This is a genomic window from Pelomonas nitida (assembly GCF_043555975.1).
GTDB classification, from domain to species: domain Bacteria; phylum Pseudomonadota; class Gammaproteobacteria; order Burkholderiales; family Burkholderiaceae_C; genus Pelomonas; species Pelomonas nitida.
Genome location: NZ_JBIGIA010000004.1, coordinates 120,867 through 146,739 on the forward strand (window position 1 = coordinate 120,867; position 25,873 = coordinate 146,739).

A 25,873-nucleotide genomic window follows, 5' to 3' on the forward strand; every position below is an offset into this window, starting at 1 on the left:
CCCGTTAACGCCGGCTGCACGCCGGGCTCACCAGCCAATGCCGCGTCGCTGGGGCGACGGCACGAGCAGTCGTGCTCGACCGCGCCGCCCGAGCGGCGCTGTCTTGGGTTTGCCTCTCGTGAGCACGGCGTGCAGCCGCGCGTTAGGCGGGGTGCCGTGGCGATAGATGATGCTGGTGACAAGGACAGCCGCGAGAGCGCAGCGGTTCGCGTGTGGGCGCCATCCATGGCCAAACCCATCAACCCACTGGCGTGCGGATTCAGGGCCTCTTCTTTGGTGACTTTCTTCTGGCTCCGCAGAAGAAAGTTACCCCGCCGCCGGGCGGGACTCCCGGCGATCGCCCGATGAGCAGCAGATTTCGAGAAGCCATCCATCAGCAACCTCAATCCGCCATCAGGACGCGGTCTGCGCCCTTGAAGTTGTCCGAGCCGGAGATGACCACCCGGTCGCCGGCCGCGAGGCCTGACAGCACCTCCACCCGGTCCAGCGAGCGTGCGCCCAGCTTCACGGCCATCTTCTCGGCGACACCGCCGCGCACCACATAGGCATAGCTGCCGCCGCTTTCGTCGACGAAGCTGCCGCGCGCCACGCCCAGCACCTTGTCCCGCTTGTCCAGCAGCACGCGTACCGACAGGCGCTGGTTCTGGCGCAGCTGCTCGGGCTGGCGGCCGTCGAAACGCAGCCGTGCGCTGACCTCGCCGTTGACGACCTCGGGCGACACCGAGCTGACCAGGCCGGCCCAGTGCTGCCCGTTGCCGCTGATTTCGCCCGGCATGCCCGGCTGCAATTCGCGCGCGAAGCTCTCGGCGACCTGCATCTGCACCTCCAGTGCCGAGAGGTCGATGACCGACAGCAGCCTGGCGTCGCGGGCGACGTTGGTGCGGTCGGCGATGAAGAGCTGGCCCACCTGGCCATCCACCGGCGAGCGCACGTTCAGCTCGGCCACCTGGCGCTGCAGCTCCGCCACCAGCAGCTGCTGGCGGGCGAGGGCGCTCTGCTTGGCCTGTACGTCGAGCTTCAGGCTGTCGGTCTTCAGGCCGCGCAGGTCGCGCGCCTGGTCCAGCGCCAGCGTGGCCTTGGCGAGGGCGTCCTGCGCGCGCTCGACCTGCATGCGCGCCGTGGCGCCGGCCTCGAAAGCCTGCGTCTGGCGGGCCAGGTCGTTCTGCGCGGTCTGCTGGTCGATGCGGGCGTTTTCAAACGCGCTCTGCAGCGCCGCGGCCTGCTGGCGTGCCTCCACCTCGGCGCGGGCGAGGTCGGCCCGCAGCGCGTCGACGTTGCTGCGCTCCTGCGCGAGGCGGTTGGTCAGTTCGGGCGAATCGATGGTGGCCAGCACCTGGCCCTGCTTGACCGGGTCGCCCGCCTTCACGGCCAGCGTCGCCGTGCCGGCGCCCTGGGCGAACAGCGTCGGGCTCTGCGCCGCGACGACGCGCCCCTCGCCGGCCACGTCGCGCGTCAGCGGCGCGTAGTCGACGGTGGCGATGCTCAGCCGCGCGGTGCTGACGGCGGCATCGGTGGACAGCGCCTGCCGCAGCCGGCCACCCATGGTCAACGCGAGGACCGCGGCGATGACGGCGCCGCCGGCCAGCAGCCAGGGCCAGCGCTTGGGGCGGGTGAGGAGCGGCCGGTCTTGCTCGGAGGTGTCGCGAAAGCGGGTGTTCATACCCGGTCATTTCGCAAGCCACGTGCCAGCGCAGCGGGCCAGGCAAATCAAGCACTTGGCGATGCGCGGGCTGTCCGCGGACAGTGGCGGACAGTCCGAACGCCGCCGTGAACGGACAGGCGTCGGCGCTCGGCGCCTGCGTCGAGACCGCGTTGGAATGCGAAATATCACCGCTCGACGCGTGGGAGCTCCAACGGCTTGACCGAGCGCAAACGATGCGCGGATGCCGCTCCTAGCATCGCGCGCCTTCTCTGTCTCCGTGTCATTCCGTCATGCCGAATCCCGATGCCGCCGTGCTGCGGCAGCCCAGCTCACCGCGCCAAGTCCTGCCACTGATCGCCGCGCGCGACGGCTTCTTCGCTCACCACGGCCTGTGGGCGCCGGGTGTGCGGCTGTTTCGGAACCTGCAGTTCGGCGCCAAGGCGCTGTTGATCTCCGCGACCTTCGTGCTGCCGGTTGTGGCGCTGCTGGGCTGGCTGATCGTCAGCCAGGCCGATGCGCAGATGCGTGAGCGTCAGGGCGCACTGCGCCAGCATGTGGAGATCGCGCACGGCGTGCTGGCCTGGGCGCAGGGCCTGGAAGCCGGCGGCCTGCCACGCGAGGACGCGCAGGCGCGGGCCCGCGAGATGATCGGCCGGCTGCGCTACGAGGGCCGCGAGTATTTCTGGATCAACGACATGCAAAGTCGCATCGTCATGCATCCGGTCAAGCCCGAGCTGGACGGCAAGGACGGCAGCGGCATCGTCGACCCCAACGGCGTGGCCTTGTTCAAGGCCTGTGTCGATGAGGTGCGGCGCCATGGTCAGGGCTTCGTGGCCTATCAGTGGCCCAAGCCGGGCCAGCAGCAGCCGGTCGACAAGATCTCCTACGTGAAAGGCTTCGAGCCCTGGGGCTGGGTGATTGGCTCGGGGCTGTATGTGGACGACCTGCGCGACGCGAAGCTGGCGGCGATGCGCGGCGTGGCGGCCGTGCTGGCCGTCGTGCTGGCGGTGGCGGGCTACCTGTTCCTGAGCTTCTACAAGGTCATGGAGGGCGGCCTGAACGAGACCCGCCGGCACCTGCGCGCGATGACCGGCGGCGACCTGACCACGAGTCCGTCGCCCTGGGGCCGTGACGAGGCAGCGGTGCTGATGCGCGAGCTCGCGGCCATGCAGGAGTCGCTGCGTCGGATGGTGCGGCGCGTGCGCGGGGCCAGCGAGGAGATCATGCATTCGAGCGACGAGATCGCGACCGGCGCGATGGACCTGTCGGCCCGCACGGAACAGACCGCCGCCAACATCGAGGAGTCGGCCGCGTCGATGGAGCAGATCTCGGTGACGGTGGCGACGAGCGCGGAGCACACCGCCGAGGCGTCGCGCATGGCGCGCTTGAATGCCGAGACGGCCGCAGAGGGCGGGCGTGTCATGCATGAGGTGGTGCAGACGATGGACGGCATCCGCTCGGCGTCGTCGCGGATTGCCGAGATCATCACGACGATCGACGGCATCTCGTTCCAGACCAACATCCTCGCGCTCAACGCTGCGGTCGAGGCCGCTCGCGCGGGCGAGCAAGGGCGCGGCTTCGCCGTCGTGGCGGGAGAAGTGCGCATGCTGGCCCAGCGCAGCACCGAGGCGGCGCGGGAGATCAAGACGCTGATTGGCCGCAGCGTGGAGCAGGTGGAGATCGGCGCCACCATCGTGCACCGTGCTGGCGGCACGATCGAGCAGATCGTCGACGGCTCCAAGCGGGTCGATCAACTGCTGGGTGAGGTGGCGCGCGCGGCGCGCGAGGAGAGCCAGGGCATCGAGCAGATCGGGCAGGCGGTGCAGGAACTCGATCGCGCCACGCAGCAGAACGCCGCGCTCGTCGAGCAGACGGCGGCGGCGGCCACGTCGATGAAGTCACAGGCCGACAGCCTGGTGGCGGAGGTCGCGCGGTTTTCCCTGCCGGCTGCGATGAGCGATTGACCGGCAAGGCGCCGGGGTGAGAGGCGGGGGCGCTAGCCCAGCCAGCGCGTCAGCTGCTGGAGCGTGGCGGCCACGTCCAAGGGCTTGGACCAGTAGCCGTCGAATCCGCCGCGCTGGGCCAGGTCGGCGGCCACGCTGTCGGGTTCGGCGGTGACCAGCACCGCCGGCACGCCGGGGGCCAGCCCGTTGGCGCGCAGCTCGACGAGCAGGGCGTCCCCGTGGGCATCCGGCAGATGCATGTCGCACAGCAGCAGGTCCACCCGGTGCTCGGCGACGAAGCGCCGGGCCTCGGCGCCGGTGCCGGCCACGTGCAGCTGATAGGCCGGGCGCAGCTCGAAGATGCCTTGCATCAGCATGGCGTTGACCTCGTCGTCCTCGACGTAGAGCGCCAGGGGCATCGTCATGCTCCTCGACGCCGCGGCTGCACGCCGGGCGCGCCAGGCGCCAGTGGTGGGGGGGGACGAAGCATGGTCATGTCGGACAAGGCAGGGCGGCAGGCTTGCATTATCAAATTCAACGAATGTGACCGTTGTAAAGCCTGCGTAAACCCAACTCCGCCACTGCGGATTTGCTGGATATGGCGCTTGTGGTTCGCATCACCGGCGCCGCTGCGCGCCCAGCTGTGACAGGCCCTGGGCCAGCGCTGGCCAGCCGGGGTCGACATGGCCTTGAGCGCCGGCGTCCTCGATGGCGCGCGCCCGGGCCGCCAAGTCAGGGTGGCCAATCAGCTCCAGCACCGCTTTGAGCCCGTGGGCCACGCGGCGCAGCGTGGCCGCATCCCCCCCGGAGTAGGCGGCGTCTCCCTGGGCCAGATCGTCGGAGAAGCGGCTGATGCAGCCGGCGCGAAAACTCTCGAACAAGGCGCGGTCGCCGCCGAAATGGCGCTGGACCGGATCGTCCGCTGCGGGCGGCGGCGGCAGGGAGGGCGTCTGGCCCAGCAATTCGGCCACGGTGTCCAGCAATTCGATGAGGCCCACCGGCTTGCGCAGCGTGCGCGCCACGCCGCGGGCAGCCAGCGCGGCACGCCGGTTCTCCTGCAGGCCGGCGCTGAAGACCACCCAGCGCGGCGCACCGTCGGCTTCGGCAAAGCCCTCGGTCAGCAGCGTCTCGGCCGAGCCGTCCGGCAGCATCAGATCGCTGATGACCAGGTGCCAGCCGCCCGGCTGCAAGGCCTGGCGTGCACCGGCCAGTGTGCGCACGACGTTGAACTCGATGCGGGGCAGCGCGGGTGCGTGGCCCGGCAGTTCCTCCAGCGCCAGCTCGACGAAGCGTGCAATCGAGGCGTCGTCCTCGATCAGCAGCAGCCGCGCAGTCATGGGATGGGGGCTGCGTGATCAGGCGGCGAAGGCGGCCGCGGCTTCGGCCAGCAGCCGTGGCAGCTGCGTGACCAGCTCGGTCTTGTGCACGACCGGTACGCCTTCGAGGGCGAACTGGTAGGGCGCGCGCTGGGCCTCGTCCAGCGCCGTGATCACCAGCAGCCGGCTGCGTGCGAACTGCGGGTGGGAGCGCAGGCTGGTGATGAGGGCTGCGCCATCGATGCCGGGCAGCAGGATGTCGATGAGCAGCACGTCGGGCTCCAGCCGGCCCGCCAGCGCAAGGCCGGCGATGCCGTCGGAGGCGATGTGCAACTCGGCCTCGGGCAGCTCGCGCTTCACGACGAGGCTGATGAGGTTCTGGAAGTGGACGGAGTCTTCGATGAGCAGCAGCGTCATCGGCCGCCCAGGGGTTGCGAGCCTGGGCTGGGCCGGCGTGGGTGCCGTGGCCGTTGCGCTGCCGCCACGGTTCGCCAGCCAGGCGTCAAGGGAACTGCGCAGGATACGGCGGTGGCCCCCTGGTGTTTTCCAGGCCTGCAGCTCGCCGCGATCCACCATCAACTGGACGGAACGTACGGCCATGCCCAGGCGCTGGGCGGCTTCGGTCGTGGAACAGGTGTCCGGAACATTGGAGTTGGCATTCACGCGGGACATTTTGCCGAATTCCGGGGCTGGCGCACAGTTGTGCATATTTGATAAAAACGAGCTCAATCGATAATGATCACAACAGCAGGAGACACACCATGCCGTCCATCCTTATCCCCGCCCCACTTGCGCCCACCACGAGCAGCCCCAGTGCCGCGCTGCCGCCGCGCCGTGGTGCCGCGGGCGGCCGGGCTCATGCGCAGGCGCGCAGCCAGCGCGTGCGGTTGGGGCATTTGTCGGAGCTGCTGGCTTGCCGGCTGGGGCTGGATGCAGAGACTGCCCAACTGCTGCGGCTGGCCGCACCGTTGTTCGACGTTGCCGAGTCGGACCTGACGACCGCGTTCGAGCCGTGGTGGCCACTGACGACCGGCGAGGAGCGCCGCCGTCGTGAGGCCCAGTCCGAGCGTGAGGCTGCGCTGGTGGGGGGCTCGCGGCTGCCGCTGTTCGCCTTGGCTGCCGAGATCGCCCTTCACTATCGCGAGCGCTGGGACGGCAACGGTTACCCCCAGGGGCTGAGCGGCAAGGCCATTCCCTTGTCGGCCCGCATCGTCGCGGTGGTGGACTACTTCGACGCGCTGACCAAGCGGCGCCGCTACCGCCCGGCGCGGGCGGACGACCTCGGCCTCGCGATGCTGGCTGAACAGGCGGGTACGGCGTTCGACCCCGAGATCGTCTCGGCCTTCATCAACCATGCGCCGGAACTCATCGCGCTGCGCGATCGTCTCGACGACATGGGTTTGGCGGCGGCGCTGGACCAGGACGGCTGACGTCACGTCAGTCGTGCAAGGCCGACAGGAACTGCTGCAGTTCCGGCGTGCGGGGGTTGTTGAACAGCTCACCCGGCGGGCCGATCTCGTGCACGCGGCCCTGGTGCATGAAGATGACGCGGTCGGCCACCTTGCGGGCGAAGTTCATCTCGTGCGTGACCATCAGCAGCGTCATGCCTTCCTCGGCCAGCGCCTCGACGACGCGCAGCACCTCGCCCACCAGCTCCGGGTCCAGCGCCGAGGTGATCTCGTCGCACAGCAGCACCGCCGGCTCCATGGCCAGCGCCCGCGCGATCGCCACACGTTGCTGCTGGCCGCCTGAGAGCTGGTCGGGCATGGCGTTGAACTTGTCGGCCAGCCCCACGCGGTTGAGCAGCTTGGTTGCCTGCTCGGCGGCCTGGTTGGGGCTGCGCTGCTTCACGAGCGTGGGGGCCAGCATCACGTTGCGCCCGACGCTGAGGTGAGGGAACAGGTTGAAGCCCTGGAAGATCATGCCCACCTGCTGCCGCAGTGCGCGCATGGCCATCGCGCTGTCATGCAGCAGCGGCCGGCCATTGACGGTCAGTGAACCGTCCTGGAACTGTTCCAGCCCGTTCACGCAGCGCAGCAGCGTGCTCTTGCCCGAGCCGCTCTTGCCGATGATGGCGATGACCTCGCCGCGCTTCACGTCCAGGTCGATGCCCTTGAGCACCTCGTTAGCTCCGTAGGACTTGCGCAGCGCGGTGATGCGCACGATGGGGTCGGCGAGGGCTTCAGCGGACATGAGACTTGCCTTCGAGATGTTGGGCGAACAGGCTGATGGGGAAGCACAGCGCGAAATACAGCAGCGCCACGCAGCCGAAGACGAGGAAGGGCTTGAAGCTGGCGTTGGCGATCATGCTGCCGGCCTTGGTCAGCTCCACGAAGCCGATGACCGACGCGAGCGCCGTGCCCTTGATGACCTGCACGAGGAAGCCCACCGTCGGCGCGATGGCCAGCCGGCCGGCCTGCGGCAGGATGACGTGGCGCAGCTGCTCGCCGAAGGACAGCGCCAGGCTGCGTGCGGCCTCCCACTGGCCGCGCGGCACGGCGTCCACGCAGCCGCGCCAGATCTCGACGAGATAGGCGCTGGTGTAGAGCGTCAGCGCCAGCGCGGCGGCCGCCCAGGCCGAGACGTCCAGCCCCAGCAGCGCCAGGCCGAAGTAGGCGAGGAAGAGCTGCATCAGCAGCGGCGTGCCCTGGAACAGCTGCACATACCAGCCGATGACGCGGCGTGTGCGCGAACCCAGCCCCAGGCGCAGCGTCAGCAGCAGGGCGCCGACGAGGCCGCCGCCGATGAAGGCGATCAGCGACAGCGCCACCGTCCAGCGCAGCGCCAGCAACAGGTTGCGGACGATGTCCCACAGCGTGAACTCAATCATGGCTGGGTTCCTCCGCCGAAGACGAAGCGCGGGCCCGCCCACATCAGCAGCCGGCGCGCGGCGATGGCGAGCGCCAGGTAGGCCAGCGTGGCGATGATGAAAGCCTCGAACGCGCGGAAGTTGCGGCTCTGGATCAGGTTGGCGGCGTAGCTGAGCTCTTCGGTGGAGATCTGCCCGCAGACGGCCGAACCCAGCATGACGATGATGATCTGGCTCGTCAGCGCCGGCCACACGCGTTGCAGCGCCGGCGGCAGCACGACGCGCGTGAACACCTGCACCGGGCTCAGCGCCAGGCTCTGCGCCGCCTCCCACTGGCCGCGCGGCGTGGCCTGGATGCCGGCGCGCAGGATCTCGCAGCCGTAAGCGCCCAGATTGAGCGTCATCGCGATCAACGACGCCGCCTCGGGCGACATCTTCACGCCCAGCGCGGGCAGGCCGAAGAAGATGAAGAACAGCTGCACGATGAAGGGCGTGTTGCGCAGCAGCTCGACGTAGACACCCAAGCCGCGGCGCAGCCAGGCCGGCCCGCAGGCGCGCGACCAGGCGGCCAGCGTCGCGATCAGCAGGCCCAGCGGCGTGGCGATGAGCGTGAGCCCCAGCGTCCACGCCAGCCCCTTCAGCAGCAGCGGCCATTCGGCCAGCACGGCGATGAAATCAAACTGAATCATGCGTAGACCCTTGATTCGAGTTGCCCGATGCCTTCAGCCGGGCCGCAGGCCACGGCGCCCCCTCGAAGGGGGCCGGCGAAGCCGGCAGGGGATGGGCTCACAACGGCAGATCACCCGTGCCGCGGCCCAGCCACTTCTTGGACAGCGCCTCCAGCTCGCCGGCCGCCTTGGCCGCCGCGATGATGGCGTTGACCTTGGCCAGCAGCGCGTCCTCGCCCTTGGCCACGCCCACAAAGCAGGGGCTGTCCTTGAGCAGCAGCTTGTATTCGGTGTTCAGCTCGGGCTTGCGCTGCATCAGGTTGCCGGCGACGGCGGCGCTGGTGGCCAGCACCTGGGTCTGGCCGGCCGCGAAGGCGGCGATGGTGGCGTTGTTGTCCTCGAAGCGCTTGAACTCCAGCGTCGGCGGCGCCACCTTGCCCAGCTCCTGGTCTTCCATCGCGCCGCGCGTGACGGCGACGCTCTTGCCGGCCAGGTCGGCCCAGCTCTTGACGGGCAAGCTCTTGGCCGCGAACACGGCCTGGAAGAACGGCGCGTAGGCGGCGCTGAAGTTGATGACCTTCTCGCGCTCCGGGTTCTTGCCCAGCGTGGAGATGACGAGGTCGGCCTTCTTGGTCTGCAGGTAGGGGATGCGGTTGGCGCTGGTCACCGGCACCAGCTCCACCTTCGCGCCCAGCTTGGCGGCGATGAGTTCGGCCATGGCGACGTCCAGGCCTTGCGGCTTCATGTCGGGGCCGACGAAACCGTAGGGCGGGTAGTCGGTCGGGATGGCGATCTTGATCGTCTTGCTCTTCGTGATCGCGTCCAGCGCGGTCTGGGCCTGGGCACCGAGGGCCAGCAGGCCGAGGCCGGCGGCGATCAGCAGGCGGCGGGGGAACGACGGGGTCATAGCAAGGCTCCTAGATAGGCCGGGTCGGCAGGTACATCGGGGTGAGTGGAGGGCAGCGGCGCGAGCGCCTCGCGCAGCTGCTGCAGCGGGTCGTCGTCGGCGGGCAGGCGCAGCGCGGCCTGCACGCTGGCCAGGTGCTGCGCCATCAGCGCCTCGGCGCGGGCGCTGTCGCCGTCGGCCAGTGCGCTGACGATGGCGACATGCTCCTGGCAGGACAGCGCCGCATCGTGGGAGGACTGGTAGCGCATCGCGATCAGCGTCGTGCGCGCCGTGAAGTCGCGCAGCGTGTCGGCCAGCAGGCCATTGCCCAGGCACTCGGCCAGGCAGACGTGGAAGTCCCCGAGCAGGAAGCTGCGCGTGCCGACGTCGCTGCCCTGCAGCGCTGCCTGCTCCTGCTGCAGATGTTGTTGCAGCCGCGCGATGGCCTCGGCCGGCAGCCGGCCCTGGCCGCGGATCAGCCCCAGCTCGATGACGCGGCGGGCCTCGAAGGCCTCGCGGACTTCGTCGGGCGTCGGCGCGATCAGATACCAGCCGCGCCGTGCGCTGACGGTGACGATGCCGCGCGCCGCCAGCCGCGTCAGCGCCTCTCGGACGATGGTGCGGCTGCAGTCGAACAGCATCGCGAGCTGCTGCTCGCCCAGGCGCGCGCCGGGGGCGAGCTTCTGCGCGAGCACCGCTTCGACGATGCGCTGGCTGATGTCGGTGGCCGAGATGCCCATGACGGCTGCATCGCAGCTTTCATGCCAGCGTTCATCTGTCTTGTATGCAAGCGCGGTGCACAAAACCGGGACGATCTGTCGACGGGGCGCACTGCTGCGGTGCCGAGTAGCCCCAACCCGAGTCGGGGCGTGTGGGATCGGCTACACCTGGCATCCCGTCAGCCCCCCCCCTCGAGGACCATCACCATGGATTTGCAACTGAAGAATCGTCTGGCGCTCGTGTCCGGCAGCACGGCCGGCATCGGCTTCGCCATCGCGCAATCGCTCGCCGCCGAGGGCGCGCGTGTCATCGTCAACGGCCGTCAGCAGCCGGCCGTCGACGCGGCCGTCGCCGCCATTGCGGCCGCCACGGGCAACAAGCCGCTGGGCTTTGCCGGCGATCTGAGTGTGGCGGAGGTGGCCGAAGCGCTGGTGCGCCAGCACCCCGGCATCGAGATCCTCGTCAACAACCTCGGCATCTTCGAGGCCAAGGCCTTCGAGGACATCCCTGACGCTGACTGGCAGCGTTTCTTCGACGTCAACGTGCTGAGTGGCGTGCGCCTGGCGCGGCTGGTGCTGCCGGCGATGAAGGCGGCCAACTGGGGCCGCATCGTCTTCATCTCCAGCGAAAGCGGCGTGCAGATCCCGGCCGAGATGGTTCACTACGGCATCACCAAGACCGCCCAGCTGGCCGTGTCACGCGGCCTGGCCGAGTCGCTGGCCGGCACGGGCATCACCGTCAACAGCGTGCTGCCCGGCCCGACGCGCTCGCGGGGTGTCAACGACTTCGTCGGCCAGATGGCCGAGGCTGGCGGCAAGAGCTTCGCGCAGGTCGAGAAGGAGTTCTTCGAGACGGTGCGGCCCACGTCGCTGATCAAGCGCTTTTCCACGCCCGAGGAAGTCGCCGCGATGGTGACCTATGTCGTCAGTGGTCTCGCATCGGCCACCACCGGTGCGGCGTTGCGCGTCGATGGCGGCACGACGAAGAGCGCGTTCTAACGCTGACGGCGGCGGGCGGCGAGCAGCAGCCCGGCGCCGCCCAGCATCAGCGCCGCCGAGGCCGGTTCCGGCACGGCCTGCACGCTGACCGACATCTGATAAGGCGCGAACGCCGTGTTCGCGTTGCTGCCGAACAGGGCGCTGTAGTTGCTGCCGCCGGCCACACCGGTGCCGCTCAGGTCTTGCGACCACGACCATTCGACCGCGCTGGCGCCGAGCGACTCGATCTGCACCCAGTACGTCGTGTCGGCCGCGAGCGCCACGCCGTGCGTGGGCGTGAAGGTGTAGGCGGCGAAGTGGTTCGTCGCCACCGCCGCGCTGGACAGCGTGCCCAGCGTCGTGAGCAGCGCGCCGGGCCCGCTGGCACCGTCGCTGTAGAGGCTGACGCGCAGGTCGCCGACGAGGTCGGCACTGTCGCTCTTCAGCAGCGCCGTCACCTGCGTCAACACCAGGCCCGCCTGCGTGCCGGTGTTGAAGGAGTCGGCCAGCGGGCCGTAGCTCAGCAGCGGGTCGGCGCCGTCGCGCGAGGCGCCGAGGTTGTCGAACAGCGTGGCGGCGTGGGCCGCGGTCATCGTGGCGGCCAGCATCGCGGCGAGCAGCAGGGGCTTCGAGAGGAAATGCATCGTGGGGTCCTGGAAGAGTCAGAGCAGCGGGTCGCTGGTGCCGGCGGCGCCGGTCTCGACGTGGCCCGCGAACTGCGCAACGAAGCGGGTGTCGCCGCCGGCGCTGACGAGCAGGTCGTACCAGCGCGCGCTGGTCTGCAGCGACCAGTCCGAGCGGAAGCTCGCGCCCGGCTGCAGCAGCTGGTGCGCGGTGGCGCGGGTGTAGCCGTCGGTCACCGTCACGTCGCTGGCCGTGCTGCCGGCGTTGGTCACGGTCAGCGACACGCCGCCGCTGGCGCGGTCGTAGCTGCAGCGCGCGACGAGGCGCGCGGCGCCCGCAGCCAGGCTGCCAGCGTAGTGGCGGAAGAAGCCGTTGGGGCCGTGTACCGACAGGTCGTAGGCGGCGCCGGGTGCGGTCCAGCTGTCGGCCAATGTCTTGCCGGCTTCCACCGTGTAGCCCCAGGGACCGGTGCCGCCGCCGGCGACGCAGTTGTTGGCCGTGCGCACATGCAGCCAGGCACCGGCCGTGCCGGTGTTGGCGAAGGCGATGCCGAAGCTGGTGCCGTCGCTGCCGGGTGTCCCGTCGGCCTGCAGCTCGTAGGGCAGCGCGCGCGCCAGCCGCACGCCGTTCTCCTGGGTCGGCATGGCCTGGTTGGCCGGCACGGTGGGCGTGTAGGTGCCGTACTTCTTGCCGCTGACGACGTCGGCCTGCGGCGGCGCATAGGACGCCGTGCTGGGCAGGCGCGCGGCCGTTGCGTTGGGCAGCGTGAAGTCGAGCGTGGACGTCAGGTCGCCGCAGACCGCGCGGCGCCACGGCGAGATGTTGGGCTCCATGACGCCGAAGCGCTTCTCGATGAAGCGGATGATGGACGTGTGGTCGAAGGTCTCGGAGCAGACCCAGCCGCCCTTGCTCCACGGCGAGATGACGAGCATGGGTACGCGCGCACCCAGGCCGTAGGGGCCGGCGGCGTAGCTGCCCGTGCCGGGGTAGAGCTCGTTGACGGTGCTGACGGTGGACTTGCCCTGTGCGGCCGTTGCCGGCGGCGTCGGCGCGACGATGTGATCGAAGAAGCCGTCGTTCTCGTCGAAGCAGATGACGAAGACCGTGCGGGCCCAGACCGCCGGGTTGGCCGTCAGCGCGTTCAGCACGTTCTGGATGTACCAGGTGCCGTAGCTGGTGGGCCAGTTGCTGTGCTCGCTGTAGGCCTCGGGGGCGGCGATCCAGGACACCTGCGGCAGCGTGCCGTTCAGCACGTCGGCGCGCAGCTGGTCGAACAGCGTGCCGTTGTTGAAGGCGCCGCCGTTGAGCAGGTCGGTGCCGGTGCGGGCGCGTTCGTACAACGCGTCGCCGGGCTGGGCGTTGCGGTACTGGTTGAAGTACAGCAGCGAGTTGTCACCGTAGTTGCCGATGTAGGGGTTGCTGCCGTCCCAGCCCCAGGAGCCGCCGTCGTCCAGCCCGTGGCCGATGTCCTGGTAGATCTTCCATGTGACGCCCGCCTGCTGCAGCCGTTCGGGATAGGTCGTCCAGCCGTAGCCGCGTTCGGCGTTGTTGACGACCGGCCCGTAGGGCGCCGTGCCGTTGCCGGCGTCTGCGCCGCTGGCGTTGAGCGCCAGCGCGCCCGGCGTGCTGCCGGTGTTGGCCACGTTGAGGCCTCCCGGCAGCGTGCCGTTCTGCCCGCACCAGCCGCTCCACAGGTAGTAGCGGTTGGGGTCGGTCGACGCCATGATGGAGCAGTGGTAGGCGTCGCAGATCGTGAAGGCGTCGGCCAGCGCGTAGTAGAACGGGATGTCTGCGCGTTGCAGATAGGCCATCGACACCTTGCCCTTGGCCGGCACCCAGCGGTCGTTGTGGCCGTTGTTCCAGGCCTTGTGCGCGTCGGCCCAGGCATGCGGCAGGCCGGTCAGGAACTGCTGACCGAGGTTGGCCACCGTCGGATGAAACGGCAGGATGGTGGCGGGCGACTGCGTCACGCCGGCCGCGTTCAGGTTGGGCTGCTCGAAGATGGACTTGCCCGAGCCGTACTGCTTCACCGCGCGCGGGTCGTTGTAGCCGCGCACACCGCGCAGCGTGCCGAAGTAGTGGTCGAACGAGCGGTTCTCCTGCATCAGCACGACGATGTGCTGGACATCGTTGATCGTGCCCGTCGTGCCTTGCGGCTGGATCGCCAGCGCCTGGCGGATGCTGTCGGGCAGCGCGGCGGTGGCGCCTGCGCCGGCCAGGCCGCGCAGCACGGCGCGGCGGTCCATCGTTGTCATGTGCGTCCTCGTTGACTGCCGGCGCTGCATGCGCCGTCGTGCGGAAATTCTGGGAACGCTTTGTGGCGCCGTCGTGGCAGTTCCGTGGCAAACCCGCGTTATGGCGGCGGCTGGTCGCCGGGTGGCATCGCCGCAGAACGCACGCTGCCCGGCTTACGCTTGCGACCCCGACACAATGCTGTCGTTTTTGAAACAGACCCGGAACCATGCGCCTGCTCCTCGTCGAAGACGACCCCATGATCGGCGACAGCCTGCGCGAAGCGCTGCGCCGCCAGGGCTATGCGGCCGATTGGGTACGTGACGGCCTGGCGGCCGATACGGTGCTGGCCAGCGGCGAGCGTTTCGATGCCGTGCTGCTGGACCTCGGCCTGCCCAAGCGCAGCGGCGTGGAGGTGCTGCGCGCGCTGCGCAGCCGTGGCGACGCGACGCCGGTCATCGTGCTGACCGCGCGCGACGCGACGGCCGACAAGGTCGCGGGCCTGGACGCCGGGGCCGACGACTACCTCGTCAAGCCCTTCGAACTGGACGAGCTGCTGGCACGGTTGCGGGTGGTGGCGCGGCGTCAGAGTGGGCGCACCGATTCCGCCCTGCAGGTGGCCGACCTGCGCCTGGACCCGGCCACGCGCGAGGTCACGCGGGCCGGGCGGCCGGTGCTGCTGTCGGCGCGCGAGTTCGCGCTGCTGCAGGCGCTGCTGGAGCGGCCCGGCGCCATCGTGTCGCGCGCGCAGCTGGAGGACCGCCTCTACGGCTGGGGCGAGGAGCTGGAGAGCAACGCCATCAGCGTCTACATGCACCAGCTGCGCAAGAAGCTGGGCGCGGACCTGCTGCACACGGTGCGCGGCTTGGGCTATTACGCGGGCCCCGAGAAATGAGGCCCCTCGCGCAAGGCGTACCTTGGCCGGGACCGCGCTGCGGCCGGAGGTCGCAGCGCTTCGGCAGGCACAACGAGTCCACCGGACTCGCTGTGTCCGGCCTCAGCCCCCGAGGGGACGGCGATGCTTGCCGGCCAGGCCGGCAAGCACATCGCCAGACGGGCCTGCTTGGGGGCGGCCCGGCGCTCGGCCCGAAAAAGTCACCACGCCATGATTAAGAAGTGGCTCTCCACACTGCGCGGCCGTCTGTTCGCGCTGTTGGCCGTGCTGGGCGCCGTGACGTCGCTGGCGGTGGGCGGGGCCACCTACGTCAGCGTGCGGGCCGAGGCGGACGCGTTGTTCGACTACCAGCTGCGCCAGACGGCCCTGTCGCTGCGCGACCAGGGACAGGTCGCGCCCGACGAGGCGGCGGTGCTGGCCGACCCGAGCTTCGACTATGTCGTGCAGATCTGGTCGCTGCAGGGGCTGTCGCTGTATTCCAGCCGGCCGCAGGGCATGACCGAGCCGTTGCCGGCGCGTGCCGTGCTGGGTTACTCCAACCTGCGCTTGGGCGGACAGGACTGGCGCGTGTTCGGCGCGGCCACGCCGCTGCGGGTGGTGCAGGTGGCGCAGCCACTGCGTGTGCGCCAGCGGCTGGCGGCGCTGGCTGCGCTGCGCAGCGTGTTGCCGGTGGCCGTGGCGTTGCCGCTGGTGGCGGCGGCGGTGTGGTGGCTGATTGGCGTGTCGCTGGCGCCGCTGGCCCGCGTCACGCATGCGGCGCAGGCCCGCGGCGCGACGGCGCTGGAGGCCTTGCCAACGGCCGGCCTGCCCGGCGAGGTGGCGCCGCTGGTGGACGCCTTCAACGGCCTGCTGGGGCGCCTGGCCGAGGCGTTCGAGACGCAGCGCAGCTTCGTCGCCGATGCGGCCCACGAGTTGCGCTCGCCGCTGACGGCACTGAAGCTGCAGCTGGGCCTGCTGCGCGACTCGGCGCCGGGGCCCGAGCAGGCTGCGTCCATCGCCCGCTTGCGTGGCGGTATCGACCGTGCGGTGCGGCTGGTCGAGCAACTGCTGGCCCTGGCGCGGGCGGAGCCCGGGGCGCAGTCGGCGGGCCTGCCGCTGGACCTGGCCGAGCTGGCCCGGCAGGCCGTGAGCGACGTGCGGCCGCTGGCGGACACCGCCGGCGTCGTGCTGACGCTGACCGCGCCCGACCCGCTGCCGCTCACGGGTGATCCGCAGTCGCTGCGCGGCGCGCTGCGCAACCTCATCGACAACGCGGTGAAGTACGGGGCGCGCACCGTGCAGGTCGCCGCACTGCGCGGTGAGCGGGGCGCGCCGCTGCTGCGCGTGGACGACGACGGCCCGGGCATCCCGCCAGAGGCCCGCGAGCGCGTGTTCGACCGCTTCCAGCGCGGCGAGGACGCATCCGTGGAGGGCAGTGGCCTGGGCCTGGCCATCGTGCGCGCGGCGGCGCGGCAGCAGGGGGCGGTCGTGCAACTGGCGGACGCCCCGCTGGGCGGCTTGCGCGCCGAAATTCGCTGGCCGCGTGCCGCCCGGTCATGAGGCGATCGCGGCGTATCGGGGCGGTGCTGGGCGGCGTGGGGCTGCTGGTGGGGCTGGCCTGGCTCGCGCATTCACCCGGTGAGGGCCTGTGCGACACCACGGTGCTGCGCGAGCTGCCGTCACCGTCGGCGCGCTTCAAGGCCGTGCTTTTGTCGCGCGACTGCGGTGCAACGACAGGCTTCAACCGCCATGTGCAGGTCTTGCGCGCCACAGAAACGCTGGGCGACGACTCGCCTTTTGTGATCGACGACGACCATGGCAAGTCCACGCTGGACGTGGAGATGCGCTGGGACAGCGACGCCCGTCTCGTCGTGCATCACGACGCGCAGGCCCGGGTGTTCCGCGCCGAGCATTCGGCACGCGGCGTGGCGATGCGCTACGAGCCCTTGCTGCGGGCGGACGTTCCGCGCTAGCGCAGGTGCGCCGCAATCAACGCGGCCACACGCTCGGGCTGCTCCAGCGCCAGGCTGTGCGTGCCACCGGGCACAACATGCAGGGTCGCATTCGGCAGCCGTGACGCGAGGTATTCGCCGGCGGCCACCGGGCTGATGGCGTCCTCATCGCCCCAGATCAGCAGCACCGGCATGCGCAGCCGGGCCAGCTCGTCGGTCAGGTCGGGCGGCGGTGCCAGGGCCCAGGCCGGCGTGGCCGGGAAGGACTGCAGGAAGCCGGGGCGCCAGTCCGTGGCGCCGTGGCGGCGCACGTCGAAGCCGCCGGACGTGGCCACGAGCACGAGGTGCGTGACGAGTTCGGGGTGCCGTGCCGCCAACTGAATGGCCAGCACGCCGCCCATCGACTGCGCCACGACGGCGGTGGGCCGCGTCAGCGCCTGCGCTGCCCGTGCGAGCAGATCGTCCGGCCCGTTGACGTCGGCGGACGCGGGCTGCCGGCCCAGGCCGGGATAGCTGACGAAGGTGTTGACGCTGCCGGTGGGCAGCAGCTCGGCGACGGGCCGCCAGAACGCGCCGTCGCCGGTGATGCCCGGCAGGAAAAGCAGATGAGAGGTCTCGCGCATGGTGGCTGCATCATCGTGGACACCGGCTGTGTGGGTCTCGGCACTGATACAGCACGCTGCGGCGGCATCCCCGCTGCCCCTTCCCGGGCGCGTCGGCACCCGCTGCAATGCCGGCATGAACGAGCTGCTGCCCTTGCTGACCTACTGCGCGCTGATGTCCGGCACGCCTGGCCCCAACAACATGATGCTGGTGGCCAGCGGCGCGCACCACGGCTACCGCAGAACGCTGCCGGCCATCCTGGGTATCAACGCCGGTGGGGCGGTGCAGACCTTCGTGACCTGCCTGGGCCTGGGGGCGCTGTTCCTGGCCTGGCCGCCCGCGCACCTGGCGCTGAAGCTGGCCGGCACGGCCTACATGCTGGTGCTGGCGTGGAAGCTGGCCGGCAGCCCGGCCGCGCAGGAGCGGCCGCCGCAGCGCGTGGGGTTCGGCGAGGCGGCGCTGTTCCAGGCCGTGAACCCCAAGAGCTGGATCAAGGCCGTCACCATCGCGTCGGTGTTCATGCCGGCCGGCATGGGCGTGGTGGCGGGGGCCTTGCTCGTCAGCGGCATCGGCGCGCTGGTGGGCTTTCCGTGCATCTCGATGTGGGCGCTGTTCGGCGCGTGGATCGGCCGCTTCCTGAAGAGCCCGGCGCGGCGGCGCGTGTTCAATGCCATCATGGCCGCCTCCCTGGCCGTGCTGGCCGTCACCTTGATGTGCTGATGTTCTCGCTGGATCGCGACTCCTCCACGCCGCTGGCCGACCAGATCGAGCAGCGCCTGCATGCGCTCATCCTCGCCACGCAGCTGCCGCCCGGTGCGCGGCTGACGTCCATCCGCCAGCTGGCCACGCAACTGGGCGTCAGCCCCAACACGGTGGTGACGGCCTATGACCGGCTGGTGGCGGCCGGCCTCATCGATGCGCGCGGCACGGCCGGGTTCTACGTGGCCGAGGGGCCGGCCAACGCGATGCCCGACGCGGCGCGCGTGGAGGCCGGCGAGGAGCAGGAGGCCGTCTGGCTGGCCCAGCAGGCCAACGACCAGAAGGCCGGCGTCTTGCTGGCCAGCAGCGGGGCCTTGCCCGCGAGCTGGCTGGAAGACGCCGTGCCCGCCGCCGCAGTGCAGCGGGGCCTGGCGCGCGCCCAGGCCGGCATGGCCTCGCGCTGCCCGCCGCAGGGCCTGCCCGAGCTGCGGGAGCGCATTGCGATGCTGCTGCGCGGCCAGGGCATCGCCGTGGACGCGGGGCGCGTGCTGACGACTTACGGCGGCACCCAGGCCATCGACCTGATCTGCCGCGCCTTTCTGCGGCCGGGCGACGCGGTGGCCGTGGAGACGCCGGGTTATTTCCTGCTGTTCGACCGCCTGCGCCAGGCCGGCGTGACCATCGTGCCAGTGCCGCGCCGGCATGACGGCATCGACCTGCAGGCGCTCGACGCCGCCTGCGCGGCGCACCGCCCGCGGCTGCTGTTCATCCAGAGCGTGCTGCACAACCCCACCGGCTGGGGCAGCACGGCCGCCAACCTGCACCGCGTGCTGATGCTGGCGCAGCGCCACGGCCTGCTGATCGCCGAAGACGACGTGCAGGGGCACTTTCACCCCGGCACGCCAAACACGCCCACGCGGCTGGCGCAGCTGTCGGGGCTGGACGGCGTCATCTACTACTCCAGCTTCGCCAAGGCCATGAGCCCGGCGCTGCGCATGGGCTACATGGCCGCCGAGCCGGCGCTGATCAAGGCGCTGCTGCGCGAGAAGATCGTCTCGGTGCTGACGACGGCGGCACTCAATGAATACGTGCTGCTGGAAGTGCTGGCCGCCGGTCGCTGGCGCAAGCACCTGGACCGTCTGCAGCAACGCCTGGCCCAGGCGCGCGGCGCGGCCACGCGGCAGTTGCGGGAGGCCGGCGTGCTGCTGGACCACCCGGGCGAGGGCGGGCTGTTCCTGTGGGGCGCGCTGCCGGCCGGCGTGGACGTGGACGCGCTGGTGAAGGACGCCTTCCGCAACGGCATTCTGCTGGTGCGTGGCGCCACTTTTGCGGCAGACGGCGCCCGCGACGCGCACCTGCGATTCAACGTCGCGTTCGCCCAGCCGCCCCGGCTGGCCCAGTACCTGCGTGAGCAGCTCAGCGCCGGTGCCAGCACACAGCGTGCGCTGGAACGCGCGCGCAGCGCGGCACTCAGAAGTACTTGAGCCAGGCCTTGCCCGAGCGCCGCTTGAAGCGCGCGAACGCACGCACCGGGCCGTACAGCAGCGGCAGCAGGCCCAGCCAGATCGCCCAGATCAGCCAGAACTGATCGGCCCCCGCGCCGAAGCGCGCGCCCTGGTTCGGCCCCCACAGCCACAGTGCCAGCCGATAACCCGCCAGCAGCACGTACAGGTGCAGCAGGTAATAGAACATCGGCGCACCGCCGAAGGTGGCGCAGACGCGGGTGAAGGCGTTGTCGGCCCGCTCCAGCAGCGCCAGCAACAGCAGGCCGATGCCCAGCGTGAGCAGCAGGAAGTCCAGTGACGGCGGGTACTTGGTGAAGTTGAGCCAGGACATGGCCGTCTCCAGCGCGGTGGCGCCGTGCTGCCAGGGCGCGTTTTCGCCGTACAGGTTGAAGCCGCGCAGCAGGGCCAGCAGCGCCAGGCACGCCACGCCGGTGGCCAGCAGCAGGGCGCGCCGCCGCACGGCACTTGCTGTGGCGGCGAACGCCGGCGCGAAGCACCAGCCCAGCAGGATGACGCCCACCCACGGCAGCACCGGGTAGGTCAGGCGCACGCGCACCCAGCCCTCCTCCACCAGCCAGCCGCGCTGCAGCAGCACGGTCCACAGCGCGTGCCACGGGCTGTCGGGCGCCACCTGCACGTCGGCCAGCAGGTTGTGGCCCGCGACGATGAGCGCACCCAAGCCCAGCAGCACGGCGCGCGGCAGGCTCAGCAGGGCTGCGAGCGCCAGCATGCTCAGGCCGATGGCCCACATCACCTGCAGGTACAGCACCTCGTAGCGCCCGCTCCAGGCCAGGTTCACCAGCGTCAGCTCCAGCGCGATCAGAAACAGCCCGCGCTTGAGCAGAAAGCTGCGGGCATCGCGCGGCGCGCCTTGCGGCGGGTGCGCGTACAGCCAGGCCGACAGGCCGGTGAGGAACACGAACACCGGCGCGCACAAGTGCGCCGCCAGCCGCGAGAAGAACACCTCCGGCGGCGTGCCGGGCACGGCCATGGGGTCGCTGACCTGCAGGTGCAGGAAGAAGGTCTCGCGCACGTGGTCCAGCAGCATGACCATCATGACGAGGCCGCGCAGTGCATCGATGGAGCCGATGCGCTGTGCGTGCGCGACGGAAGACGGGGACGACATCAGGCAGCCCTCCTCAGTTCTCGATCAGAACGCATGGCGCAGCGACAGCGTGAACCGCCGGCCGTCGCCCGGCTGCACCCAGACCTGGCTGTAAGAGCTGGCATAGGTGGTCTTGTCGAACAGGTTGTCCACGTCCAGCGCCACGCGCCAGGCGGGTGCAGGCTGCCAGCTGCCCAGCAGCTTGACGGTGGTGTAGGCCGGCAGCCGGAAGTCGTCGGCCGCGCTCAGCGGCGCCACGGCCCCTTCGCGCACGCCCACGTGCGTCAACCCCAGGCCGGCGGTGGCGCGGCGCCCGCCCAGCTCGAAGGCCTGCACCAGCAGCAGGTTGCCGCTGTGCCGCGGCACGTTGGCCAGCTGCCGGCCGACGAGAAAGGCATTGTGGTCTTGCACCACGCTCGCATCGGTGAAGGCGTAGGCCAGCGACAGCCGCAGGCCCCGCGACAGCTCACCGCCCACGTCCAGCTCCACGCCGCGGCTCTGCACCTCGCCGGCGGCCACCGAGAAGTTGTTCGGGTCGGTCGGGTCCGGCGTCAGCACGTTGTTCTTGTCGATGCGGTAGAGGGCCAGCGTGGCCGAGAGGCGGCCGTCTGCGGCGTCGTACTTGGCACCCACCTCGGTGGAGCGCCCGCGCTCGGCGGGGAAGGGGGCGAAGCTGCGACTGACGCCGCTGTTGGGCCGGAAGCTGCGCGCGGCGGTCGCGTATAGCGACACCGTGCGGCCCGGCTGGTAGACCACGCCCACGCGGGGCGACACGGCGTCCAGATCCTGCTGCGTCGTGACGCTGCTGCGGCGATTCAGCAGCGCCTGGTCGTAGCGATCATGGCGGGCGCCCAGCAGCAGCTTCCAGGGCGTGCCCAGGTCGATCTGGTCCTGCACATACAGCCCCAGCGCGCGCTGGGTTTCGCGCGTCCAGGTGTTCAGCGTCATGGGCGGTGGCACCGCGCCGTAGACCGGCGCGTGGATGTCGATGGGCGTGGACGTTGCCACACGGTACTGCTCGCGTTGGTCGACGAAGCGGTAGGCATCCACGCCCGCGAGCAGGTGGTGGCGCCACCCGCCGGCCTGCACCTTGCCCAGCAGCTCGACGCGGCCCGACACGTCCAGCGCCGAGTTCTCGCGCGTGCGGCGCTGGCGCGTCAGCGTGTGATCGTCGGCCTGCAGGAAGCGCGCCTCGGTGGCGATACCGCTGAGAGAACTGCGCCGATGGCTGATCCCGGCCTGCAGCGACCAGTCGTCACTGAAATGGTGTTGCACGAACACCTGGTTGCCCAGCGCCTCGATGGTGTTGGGGCCGTCGCCGGGTTCGCCGTAGAAGGCACTGCGCGGCACCTCGCCGAGGCGCCCCTTCACGGCCACCACGCCGCGATCAAAGGGGGCTTGCTGGCGGGCGTATTCCAGCTCGTAAGACACCGTGGTGTCGGGGCTGAGCATCCACAGCAGCGACGGCGCGAGCAGCGTGCGCTCGGACCGCACATGGTCACGAAAGCTCCCGGCCCGCTCATGCGCCAGGTTGACGCGGTAGGCCAGCTGCTCGGTCAGCGGCCCCGTCAGGTCCGCCGTCGCCCGGTAGGCATCGTGGCTGCCGGCGGACGTCTCCAGCGAACGCGCGTGAACGAACAGCGGCTTCTTGGTCGTGATGTTGACCGTGCCGCCGGGCTCGCCACGCCCATACAGCGCCGACGCCGGGCCCTTGAGCACCTCCACCGCTGCCGCGTTGGCGGTGTCGCGCCGGCCGTTGTAGCCCCGGCTGTAGTTGAAGCCGTTGACGAGGAAGTCCGAACCAAAGCTCGGGTCGCCCGTGAAGCCGCGCATGGCGTAGCTGTCCCACAGGCCGCCCAGATTGCTCTGGCGCGAGATGCCGCTGCCCAGGTCCAGTGCCTGGTCCAGGCGGGTGACGCCGGCATCCGCCAGCAGCTCGGCAGACAGCACGCGCACGCTCTGCGCCAGGTCGCGTGCCGGCGTGTCGGTCTTCATCGCGCCGGAGACGAACAACGTGCGGTAGGGCTGGGCCTGGCCGCGCACCGTGACGGCCTCCAGCGTGGCAGGGGGATCCTCGGCTTGCGCCGCGCAGGCGACGGTGAAGCACAGGCTTAACAAGGGCAGGCGCGCGATGCGACGACGCCGGGGGGCCGACAAGGAGCGGCGGAGCGAACGGGGCACCGACGCGGGTGCCGACAAACGGGGGTGATTCATGAAACGCAAGGCAGGGGCGCCCACGGCGCGAAGGCGGCGCGGGCAGACGCGAGAGGCGACGGCGGCGCGCAGTGCACGCGGCGCCGTCGAAGGACGCACCGGCGCGATGGCCGGCGTTGACAAAGCCTCTCAGCCCCGCGGTGGCCCGCGCGCGTGCGCCGCGTTGGCGCACCGCCCCACTGGCAGCCCGCAACGCGGCGGCTGAGCCCGCGCGATGACGGTGGCGGGCGCCGCAACCGGCAGCGGCGCCGCGGCCGGCACGCTGGCCTGCAGATGGAACAGGCACCACGCGCAGGCGTCGCCGGCCTTCAGACCCTCTTCACTGACGTCGTCACGGCCTTCTTGCGGCGCGGCGTCGCCGGCCAGGTGGATCGTCGACGCGAGCTCGCTCGCCCAATGCGCGATGTGCCAGTTCTCGTGCAGCGGCCGGCCGAGCAGGCTGCAGGCCAGCAGCAGCATCAGCAGCCAGGGACGATGAAGGGGGCGGGCGACGTTCATGTGGGCGAAAGCGTGGCGCTATTTTCACGCACGAGCGCAGGGCCGCGCGGGGCTCGGTGACGCGGCGGATGCGCCTCGGCCCTGCATCGCGCTGGCCATCGCGCGGCCGGCTTGTCACGCAAACCGAGAAAGCAAACGCGCTTTTGTCGTTTGTGCCGCCGCGAGCCGGGGCCCACGATGCCGTCCGTGTTGGCGCTGGCGTGGCCGGCGAAAAAATCAATCAAGGATTTGGCAATGAGGGAAGTCTTCCAAGGGGAGGCCGGGGTGGCTCGGGCGTCGGGCCGGCCGTGGTCGAGGCCATCACGCCCCACCGTGCTGGTGCTGGCGTTGCTGGCAGCGGCGCCGGTGCTGGCCCAGCAGGCCGGTGATGCCAGTGACGGTGGCGCCAGCGGCGCTGCAGAGGGTGACACGGTGCGGCTCGCGCCCGTCACCGTCACGGCGACGCGCCGCGCCGAGTCGCTGCAAAGCGTGCCGTTGGCCGTGTCGGTCGTGTCTGGCGACGCGCTGGAGCAGGCCAACCGCAACACGCTGGGCGCACTGGCCAGCGCCGTGCCCAGCGTCAATTTCCGCACCGGCGCCTCCAACAAGGACACCTCGCTGTTCGTGCGGGGTGTCGGCACCATCTCCACCTCGCCGGGCGTGGAGCCGACGGTCTCCACCGTCATCGATGGCGTCGTGCTGGCACGGCCCGGGCAGGCCACGCTGGACCTGCTGGACGTGGACCGCGTCGAGGTGCTGCGCGGCAGCCAGGGCACCTTGTTCGGCAAGAACGCGTCGGCCGGCGTCGTCAACATCGTCACCCGGGCACCGTCGTCGGTGACCGAGGGCTATCTGGATGTTGCTCACTTCTCGGGCGGCAACGAGAACCGCCTGCGTGCCGGCATCAGCGGTGCGATCGCGCCGGGCCTGAACGGCTCGGTGACGGCGCTGCTGGGGCGCTATGACGGCAACGTCACCAACGTCTATGACGGCAGCACCGTCAACGGCTACGACAAGCAAGGCGTGCGCGCCAAGCTGGCGTGGCAGGCCAACGCGACGCTGAAGTTCACGCTGGCGGCCGATGCGCTGAACTCCCACGACGACATTCCCACCGGCGTCGTCACGCGAACGCAGCTCGTGGCCTACCCGAGCGGTGCGGTGACGGCCTATCCGGCCTTTGCGGCCGCGCTCGCGCCGGTGGTCGCCAGCAGCGACAACCGCCGCATCAACGCCAACCTGAAGACCGAGGTGAAGGACCGCAGCCGTGGCGCGTCGCTGACCGGCGAGGCCCGCCTGGGCGAGCACACGCTGACGGCCATCACCGCCTGGCGTGGCTGGGACAACACCCAGCTGCAGGACGGCGACCGCCTGGCCGCACCCGTGGCCGGCCAGCCGCAGTCGCACGACCGCGGCACCGTGGCCTTCCAGCAATGGTCGCAGGAGTTTCGGCTTGCGTCGCCGCAGGGCGAGACCTTCGATTACGTGGCCGGCGTCTACTACCTGCACACCCGCGACGCCGAGACCTACCGGCGTGACGTGAAGCGCGTGGGCGCCGGCGGCGCGCTGTTGGAGGACTGGGGCGTGGCGGCGTTCGGGTCGTCGTCTGACAGCACGGCGGCGTTCGGCGAGGGGCGCTGGCATCTGCGGCCCGACGTGCACGCGTTGCTGGGCCTGCGCTGGACGGAGGACCAGCTCGACTTTCACCACCAGCGCACGCGCTCCGTGCCTGACGCGCAGTTCGCCGGCACCGTGCCGGGCGTGAATGCCGACGTGGCGCAGAGTGGCGGCACCAGCCGCAACGCCACCTCGGGCCGTGCCGGCCTGCAATGGGACGTGGACGCGACGACAACCAGCTACCTGACCTATTCGCGGGGCTACAAGGGGCCGGCGTTCAATGTGTTCTTCAACATGCTGCCGCGCGACACGCTCGCGCTGAACCCGGAGACCTCACGGGGCCTGGAGGCTGGCCTGAAGACGGAGCTGCTGGACCGCCGGCTGCGGCTCAACCTAGCGCTGTTCAGCACCAAGTACCGCAACTACCAGGCCAACTTCTATGACCTGGTGTCCGGCTCGGTCGTCACGCGGCTCATCAACGCGGGTGATGTGTCGTCGCGTGGCGCGGAGCTGGACGCGACATGGCGGGCGAGCGCAGCGCTGTCCTTCGGTGCGGCCCTGGCCTACACGAAGGCGCGCATCGACCATTTCAACTGCCCGGCCGGCGCGGCCACCAGCTGCCAGGTCGACGGCCAGCCGCTGCCGTTCGCGCCGGACTGGAAGACGGCCATCAACGCGAACTACAAGGTCTCGCTTTCCGGTGGCTGGCAGGCCGACATCGGCACCGACTACAGCTGGCAGAGCCGCACGCAGTTCGACATCGGCCAGACCGCCGACACCGTGCAGGGCGCCTACGGCATCTGGAACGCTTCGCTGGCGTTCACGCAGGCGCAGCGCGGCTGGCGCGTCGCGCTGCTGGCGAAGAACCTGACGGATCGCTCCTATGCCGCGTTCCTCGCCCGTGGCGGCAGCTATGTGAACCGCGCTGTGCCGCGTGACGACCAGCGCTACTTCGGCGTCAACGTGCGCAAGGACTTTTAAAAGCTATGACCGAACCCCACACGCCCGCTCAT

Annotated in this window: 24 protein-coding genes; 9 read left to right on the forward strand and 15 right to left on the reverse strand. The window is 70.4% G+C overall.

Features of this window, described 5'->3' with window-relative positions; all coding sequences use genetic code 11:
• Positions 1–382: 382 nt before the first annotated feature.
• Positions 383–1,660: an efflux RND transporter periplasmic adaptor subunit gene (locus tag ACG00X_RS06585; RefSeq protein WP_394487246.1), complete on the reverse strand. Its 1,278-nt coding sequence runs from the start codon at positions 1,658–1,660 to the stop codon at positions 383–385.
• Positions 1,661–1,932: 272 nt separating this feature from the next.
• Between ACG00X_RS06585 and ACG00X_RS06590 the strand changes: the two genes are divergently transcribed.
• Positions 1,933–3,606, forward strand: coding sequence for a methyl-accepting chemotaxis protein (locus tag ACG00X_RS06590; protein ID WP_394487247.1), 1,674 nt, complete (start codon positions 1,933–1,935; stop codon positions 3,604–3,606).
• Between the two features lie 32 nt (positions 3,607–3,638).
• On the opposite strand, the gene ACG00X_RS06595 is transcribed toward ACG00X_RS06590, so the two are convergent.
• The 3 genes from ACG00X_RS06595 to ACG00X_RS06605 form a co-directional block, all read right to left on the reverse strand.
• Complete coding sequence (locus ACG00X_RS06595; protein WP_394487248.1) at positions 3,639–4,010, reverse strand: response regulator; 372 nt, start codon at positions 4,008–4,010, stop codon at positions 3,639–3,641.
• Between the two features lie 192 nt (positions 4,011–4,202).
• On the reverse strand, positions 4,203–4,922 hold the full coding sequence (locus tag ACG00X_RS06600) for an Hpt domain-containing protein (protein WP_394487249.1): 720 nt from the start codon (positions 4,920–4,922) through the stop codon (positions 4,203–4,205).
• Between the two features lie 18 nt (positions 4,923–4,940).
• Positions 4,941–5,573 carry a helix-turn-helix domain-containing protein gene (locus ACG00X_RS06605; RefSeq protein ID WP_394487250.1) on the reverse strand — a complete coding sequence of 211 codons (633 nt, stop codon included), beginning with the start codon at positions 5,571–5,573 and terminating at the stop codon, positions 4,941–4,943.
• A gap of 89 nt (positions 5,574–5,662) precedes the next feature.
• Between ACG00X_RS06605 and ACG00X_RS06610 the strand changes: the two genes are divergently transcribed.
• Positions 5,663–6,331 carry an HD-GYP domain-containing protein gene (locus ACG00X_RS06610; protein WP_394487251.1) on the forward strand — a complete coding sequence of 223 codons (669 nt, stop codon included), beginning with the start codon at positions 5,663–5,665 and terminating at the stop codon, positions 6,329–6,331.
• Positions 6,332–6,338: 7 nt separating this feature from the next.
• Here the strand turns inward: ACG00X_RS06610 and ACG00X_RS06615 are convergent, their stop codons facing one another.
• The 5 genes from ACG00X_RS06615 to ACG00X_RS06635 all read right to left on the reverse strand — a co-directional run bounded on the left by ACG00X_RS06615 (position 6,339) and on the right by ACG00X_RS06635 (position 10,004).
• The gene (locus ACG00X_RS06615) at positions 6,339–7,094 is read right to left on the reverse strand and encodes an amino acid ABC transporter ATP-binding protein (RefSeq protein ID WP_394487252.1); all 756 of its coding nucleotides are present in this window, start codon (positions 7,092–7,094) and stop codon (positions 6,339–6,341) included.
• Entirely contained in the window at positions 7,084–7,731 is a 648-nt protein-coding gene (locus tag ACG00X_RS06620) for an amino acid ABC transporter permease (protein ID WP_394487253.1), read from the reverse strand. Before ACG00X_RS06620 ends, ACG00X_RS06615 begins: the two co-directional genes overlap by 11 nt.
• The gene (locus ACG00X_RS06625; RefSeq protein WP_394487254.1) at positions 7,728–8,399 is read right to left on the reverse strand and encodes an amino acid ABC transporter permease; all 672 of its coding nucleotides are present in this window, start codon (positions 8,397–8,399) and stop codon (positions 7,728–7,730) included. Before ACG00X_RS06625 ends, ACG00X_RS06620 begins: the two co-directional genes overlap by 4 nt.
• A 97-nt stretch (positions 8,400–8,496) precedes the next feature.
• Complete coding sequence (locus tag ACG00X_RS06630; RefSeq protein ID WP_394487255.1) at positions 8,497–9,285, reverse strand: transporter substrate-binding domain-containing protein; 789 nt, start codon at positions 9,283–9,285, stop codon at positions 8,497–8,499.
• Complete coding sequence (locus ACG00X_RS06635; RefSeq protein WP_394487256.1) at positions 9,282–10,004, reverse strand: GntR family transcriptional regulator; 723 nt, start codon at positions 10,002–10,004, stop codon at positions 9,282–9,284. Before ACG00X_RS06635 ends, ACG00X_RS06630 begins: the two co-directional genes overlap by 4 nt.
• A 186-nt stretch (positions 10,005–10,190) precedes the next feature.
• Between ACG00X_RS06635 and ACG00X_RS06640 the strand changes: the two genes are divergently transcribed.
• On the forward strand, positions 10,191–10,982 hold the full coding sequence (locus ACG00X_RS06640) for an SDR family NAD(P)-dependent oxidoreductase (RefSeq protein WP_394487257.1): 792 nt from the start codon (positions 10,191–10,193) through the stop codon (positions 10,980–10,982).
• Here ACG00X_RS06640 and ACG00X_RS06645 read toward each other — a convergent pair.
• Together ACG00X_RS06645 and ACG00X_RS06650 are read right to left on the reverse strand one after the other, a co-directional pair.
• Complete coding sequence (locus tag ACG00X_RS06645) at positions 10,979–11,605, reverse strand: choice-of-anchor R domain-containing protein (protein WP_394487258.1); 627 nt, start codon at positions 11,603–11,605, stop codon at positions 10,979–10,981. The two genes, ACG00X_RS06640 and ACG00X_RS06645, sit on opposite strands and share 4 nt — an antisense overlap.
• A gap of 18 nt (positions 11,606–11,623) precedes the next feature.
• The gene (locus ACG00X_RS06650) at positions 11,624–13,840 is read right to left on the reverse strand and encodes a phosphocholine-specific phospholipase C (RefSeq protein WP_394487259.1); all 2,217 of its coding nucleotides are present in this window, start codon (positions 13,838–13,840) and stop codon (positions 11,624–11,626) included.
• A gap of 206 nt (positions 13,841–14,046) precedes the next feature.
• Here ACG00X_RS06650 and ACG00X_RS06655 point away from each other — a divergent pair, with 206 nt between their 5' ends.
• From ACG00X_RS06655 to ACG00X_RS06665, 3 genes are all read left to right on the forward strand, one after another.
• Positions 14,047–14,712, forward strand: a complete 666-nt coding sequence (locus ACG00X_RS06655; protein ID WP_394487260.1) for a response regulator transcription factor — start codon at positions 14,047–14,049, stop codon at positions 14,710–14,712.
• 210 nt (positions 14,713–14,922) lie between these two features.
• On the forward strand, positions 14,923–16,251 hold the full coding sequence (locus tag ACG00X_RS06660; RefSeq protein ID WP_394487261.1) for an ATP-binding protein: 1,329 nt from the start codon (positions 14,923–14,925) through the stop codon (positions 16,249–16,251).
• Positions 16,248–16,664, forward strand: coding sequence for a hypothetical protein (locus ACG00X_RS06665; RefSeq protein ID WP_394487262.1), 417 nt, complete (start codon positions 16,248–16,250; stop codon positions 16,662–16,664). The genes ACG00X_RS06660 and ACG00X_RS06665 overlap by 4 nt, the downstream gene beginning before the upstream one ends.
• On the opposite strand, the gene ACG00X_RS06670 is transcribed toward ACG00X_RS06665, so the two are convergent.
• The gene (locus ACG00X_RS06670; RefSeq protein WP_394487263.1) at positions 16,661–17,266 is read right to left on the reverse strand and encodes an alpha/beta fold hydrolase; all 606 of its coding nucleotides are present in this window, start codon (positions 17,264–17,266) and stop codon (positions 16,661–16,663) included. The genes ACG00X_RS06665 and ACG00X_RS06670 overlap by 4 nt on opposite strands.
• 115 nt (positions 17,267–17,381) lie before the next feature.
• Here ACG00X_RS06670 and ACG00X_RS06675 point away from each other — a divergent pair, with 115 nt between their 5' ends.
• Together ACG00X_RS06675 and ACG00X_RS06680 are read left to right on the forward strand one after the other, a co-directional pair.
• Positions 17,382–17,966, forward strand: coding sequence for a LysE family translocator (locus tag ACG00X_RS06675; RefSeq protein WP_394487264.1), 585 nt, complete (start codon positions 17,382–17,384; stop codon positions 17,964–17,966).
• Positions 17,966–19,429, forward strand: coding sequence for an aminotransferase-like domain-containing protein (locus ACG00X_RS06680; protein WP_394487265.1), 1,464 nt, complete (start codon positions 17,966–17,968; stop codon positions 19,427–19,429). Before ACG00X_RS06675 ends, ACG00X_RS06680 begins: the two co-directional genes overlap by 1 nt.
• Here ACG00X_RS06680 and ACG00X_RS06685 read toward each other — a convergent pair.
• From ACG00X_RS06685 to ACG00X_RS06695, 3 genes are all read right to left on the reverse strand, one after another.
• Positions 19,416–20,576 carry an acetyltransferase domain-containing protein gene (locus ACG00X_RS06685; protein ID WP_394487266.1) on the reverse strand — a complete coding sequence of 387 codons (1,161 nt, stop codon included), beginning with the start codon at positions 20,574–20,576 and terminating at the stop codon, positions 19,416–19,418. The two genes, ACG00X_RS06680 and ACG00X_RS06685, sit on opposite strands and share 14 nt — an antisense overlap.
• Positions 20,577–20,600: 24 nt before the next feature.
• Positions 20,601–22,673, reverse strand: coding sequence for a TonB-dependent siderophore receptor (locus ACG00X_RS06690; RefSeq protein WP_394487267.1), 2,073 nt, complete (start codon positions 22,671–22,673; stop codon positions 20,601–20,603).
• A 225-nt stretch (positions 22,674–22,898) separates the two neighbouring features.
• A complete protein-coding gene (locus ACG00X_RS06695) occupies positions 22,899–23,267 on the reverse strand; it encodes a hypothetical protein (protein ID WP_394487268.1) in 369 nt (122 codons plus the stop codon).
• A gap of 234 nt (positions 23,268–23,501) precedes the next feature.
• Between ACG00X_RS06695 and ACG00X_RS06700 the strand changes: the two genes are divergently transcribed.
• Positions 23,502–25,841, forward strand: a complete 2,340-nt coding sequence (locus tag ACG00X_RS06700) for a TonB-dependent receptor (RefSeq protein WP_394487269.1) — start codon at positions 23,502–23,504, stop codon at positions 25,839–25,841.
• Positions 25,842–25,873 lie beyond the last annotated feature (32 nt).

Excerpts from the sequence above, each read along its gene's own strand:
- ACG00X_RS06605 (WP_394487250.1), bottom strand. The coding sequence starts at position 5,573 with ATGTCCCGCGTGAATGCCAACTCCAATGTTCCGGACACCTGTTCCACG.
- ACG00X_RS06660 (WP_394487261.1), top strand. The coding sequence starts at position 14,923 with ATGATTAAGAAGTGGCTCTCCACACTGCGCGGCCGTCTGTTCGCGCTG.
- ACG00X_RS06595 (WP_394487248.1), bottom strand. The coding sequence starts at position 4,010 with ATGACGATGCCCCTGGCGCTCTACGTCGAGGACGACGAGGTCAACGCC.
- ACG00X_RS06675 (WP_394487264.1), top strand. The coding sequence starts at position 17,382 with ATGAACGAGCTGCTGCCCTTGCTGACCTACTGCGCGCTGATGTCCGGC.
- ACG00X_RS06685 (WP_394487266.1), bottom strand. The coding sequence starts at position 20,576 with ATGTCGTCCCCGTCTTCCGTCGCGCACGCACAGCGCATCGGCTCCATC.
- ACG00X_RS06695 (WP_394487268.1), bottom strand. The coding sequence starts at position 23,267 with ATGAACGTCGCCCGCCCCCTTCATCGTCCCTGGCTGCTGATGCTGCTG.
- ACG00X_RS06655 (WP_394487260.1), top strand. The coding sequence starts at position 14,047 with ATGCGCCTGCTCCTCGTCGAAGACGACCCCATGATCGGCGACAGCCTG.
- ACG00X_RS06640 (WP_394487257.1), top strand. The coding sequence starts at position 10,191 with ATGGATTTGCAACTGAAGAATCGTCTGGCGCTCGTGTCCGGCAGCACG.
- ACG00X_RS06700 (WP_394487269.1), top strand. The coding sequence starts at position 23,502 with ATGAGGGAAGTCTTCCAAGGGGAGGCCGGGGTGGCTCGGGCGTCGGGC.
- ACG00X_RS06680 (WP_394487265.1), top strand. The coding sequence starts at position 17,966 with ATGTTCTCGCTGGATCGCGACTCCTCCACGCCGCTGGCCGACCAGATC.
- ACG00X_RS06650 (WP_394487259.1), bottom strand. The coding sequence starts at position 13,840 with ATGACAACGATGGACCGCCGCGCCGTGCTGCGCGGCCTGGCCGGCGCA.
- ACG00X_RS06585 (WP_394487246.1), bottom strand. The coding sequence starts at position 1,660 with ATGAACACCCGCTTTCGCGACACCTCCGAGCAAGACCGGCCGCTCCTC.
- ACG00X_RS06625 (WP_394487254.1), bottom strand. The coding sequence starts at position 8,399 with ATGATTCAGTTTGATTTCATCGCCGTGCTGGCCGAATGGCCGCTGCTG.
- ACG00X_RS06590 (WP_394487247.1), top strand. The coding sequence starts at position 1,933 with ATGCCGAATCCCGATGCCGCCGTGCTGCGGCAGCCCAGCTCACCGCGC.
- ACG00X_RS06645 (WP_394487258.1), bottom strand. The coding sequence starts at position 11,605 with ATGCATTTCCTCTCGAAGCCCCTGCTGCTCGCCGCGATGCTGGCCGCC.
- ACG00X_RS06615 (WP_394487252.1), bottom strand. The coding sequence starts at position 7,094 with ATGTCCGCTGAAGCCCTCGCCGACCCCATCGTGCGCATCACCGCGCTG.
- ACG00X_RS06600 (WP_394487249.1), bottom strand. The coding sequence starts at position 4,922 with ATGACTGCGCGGCTGCTGCTGATCGAGGACGACGCCTCGATTGCACGC.
- ACG00X_RS06630 (WP_394487255.1), bottom strand. The coding sequence starts at position 9,285 with ATGACCCCGTCGTTCCCCCGCCGCCTGCTGATCGCCGCCGGCCTCGGC.
- ACG00X_RS06670 (WP_394487263.1), bottom strand. The coding sequence starts at position 17,266 with ATGCGCGAGACCTCTCATCTGCTTTTCCTGCCGGGCATCACCGGCGAC.
- ACG00X_RS06635 (WP_394487256.1), bottom strand. The coding sequence starts at position 10,004 with ATGGGCATCTCGGCCACCGACATCAGCCAGCGCATCGTCGAAGCGGTG.
- ACG00X_RS06620 (WP_394487253.1), bottom strand. The coding sequence starts at position 7,731 with ATGATTGAGTTCACGCTGTGGGACATCGTCCGCAACCTGTTGCTGGCG.
- ACG00X_RS06665 (WP_394487262.1), top strand. The coding sequence starts at position 16,248 with ATGAGGCGATCGCGGCGTATCGGGGCGGTGCTGGGCGGCGTGGGGCTG.
- ACG00X_RS06610 (WP_394487251.1), top strand. The coding sequence starts at position 5,663 with ATGCCGTCCATCCTTATCCCCGCCCCACTTGCGCCCACCACGAGCAGC.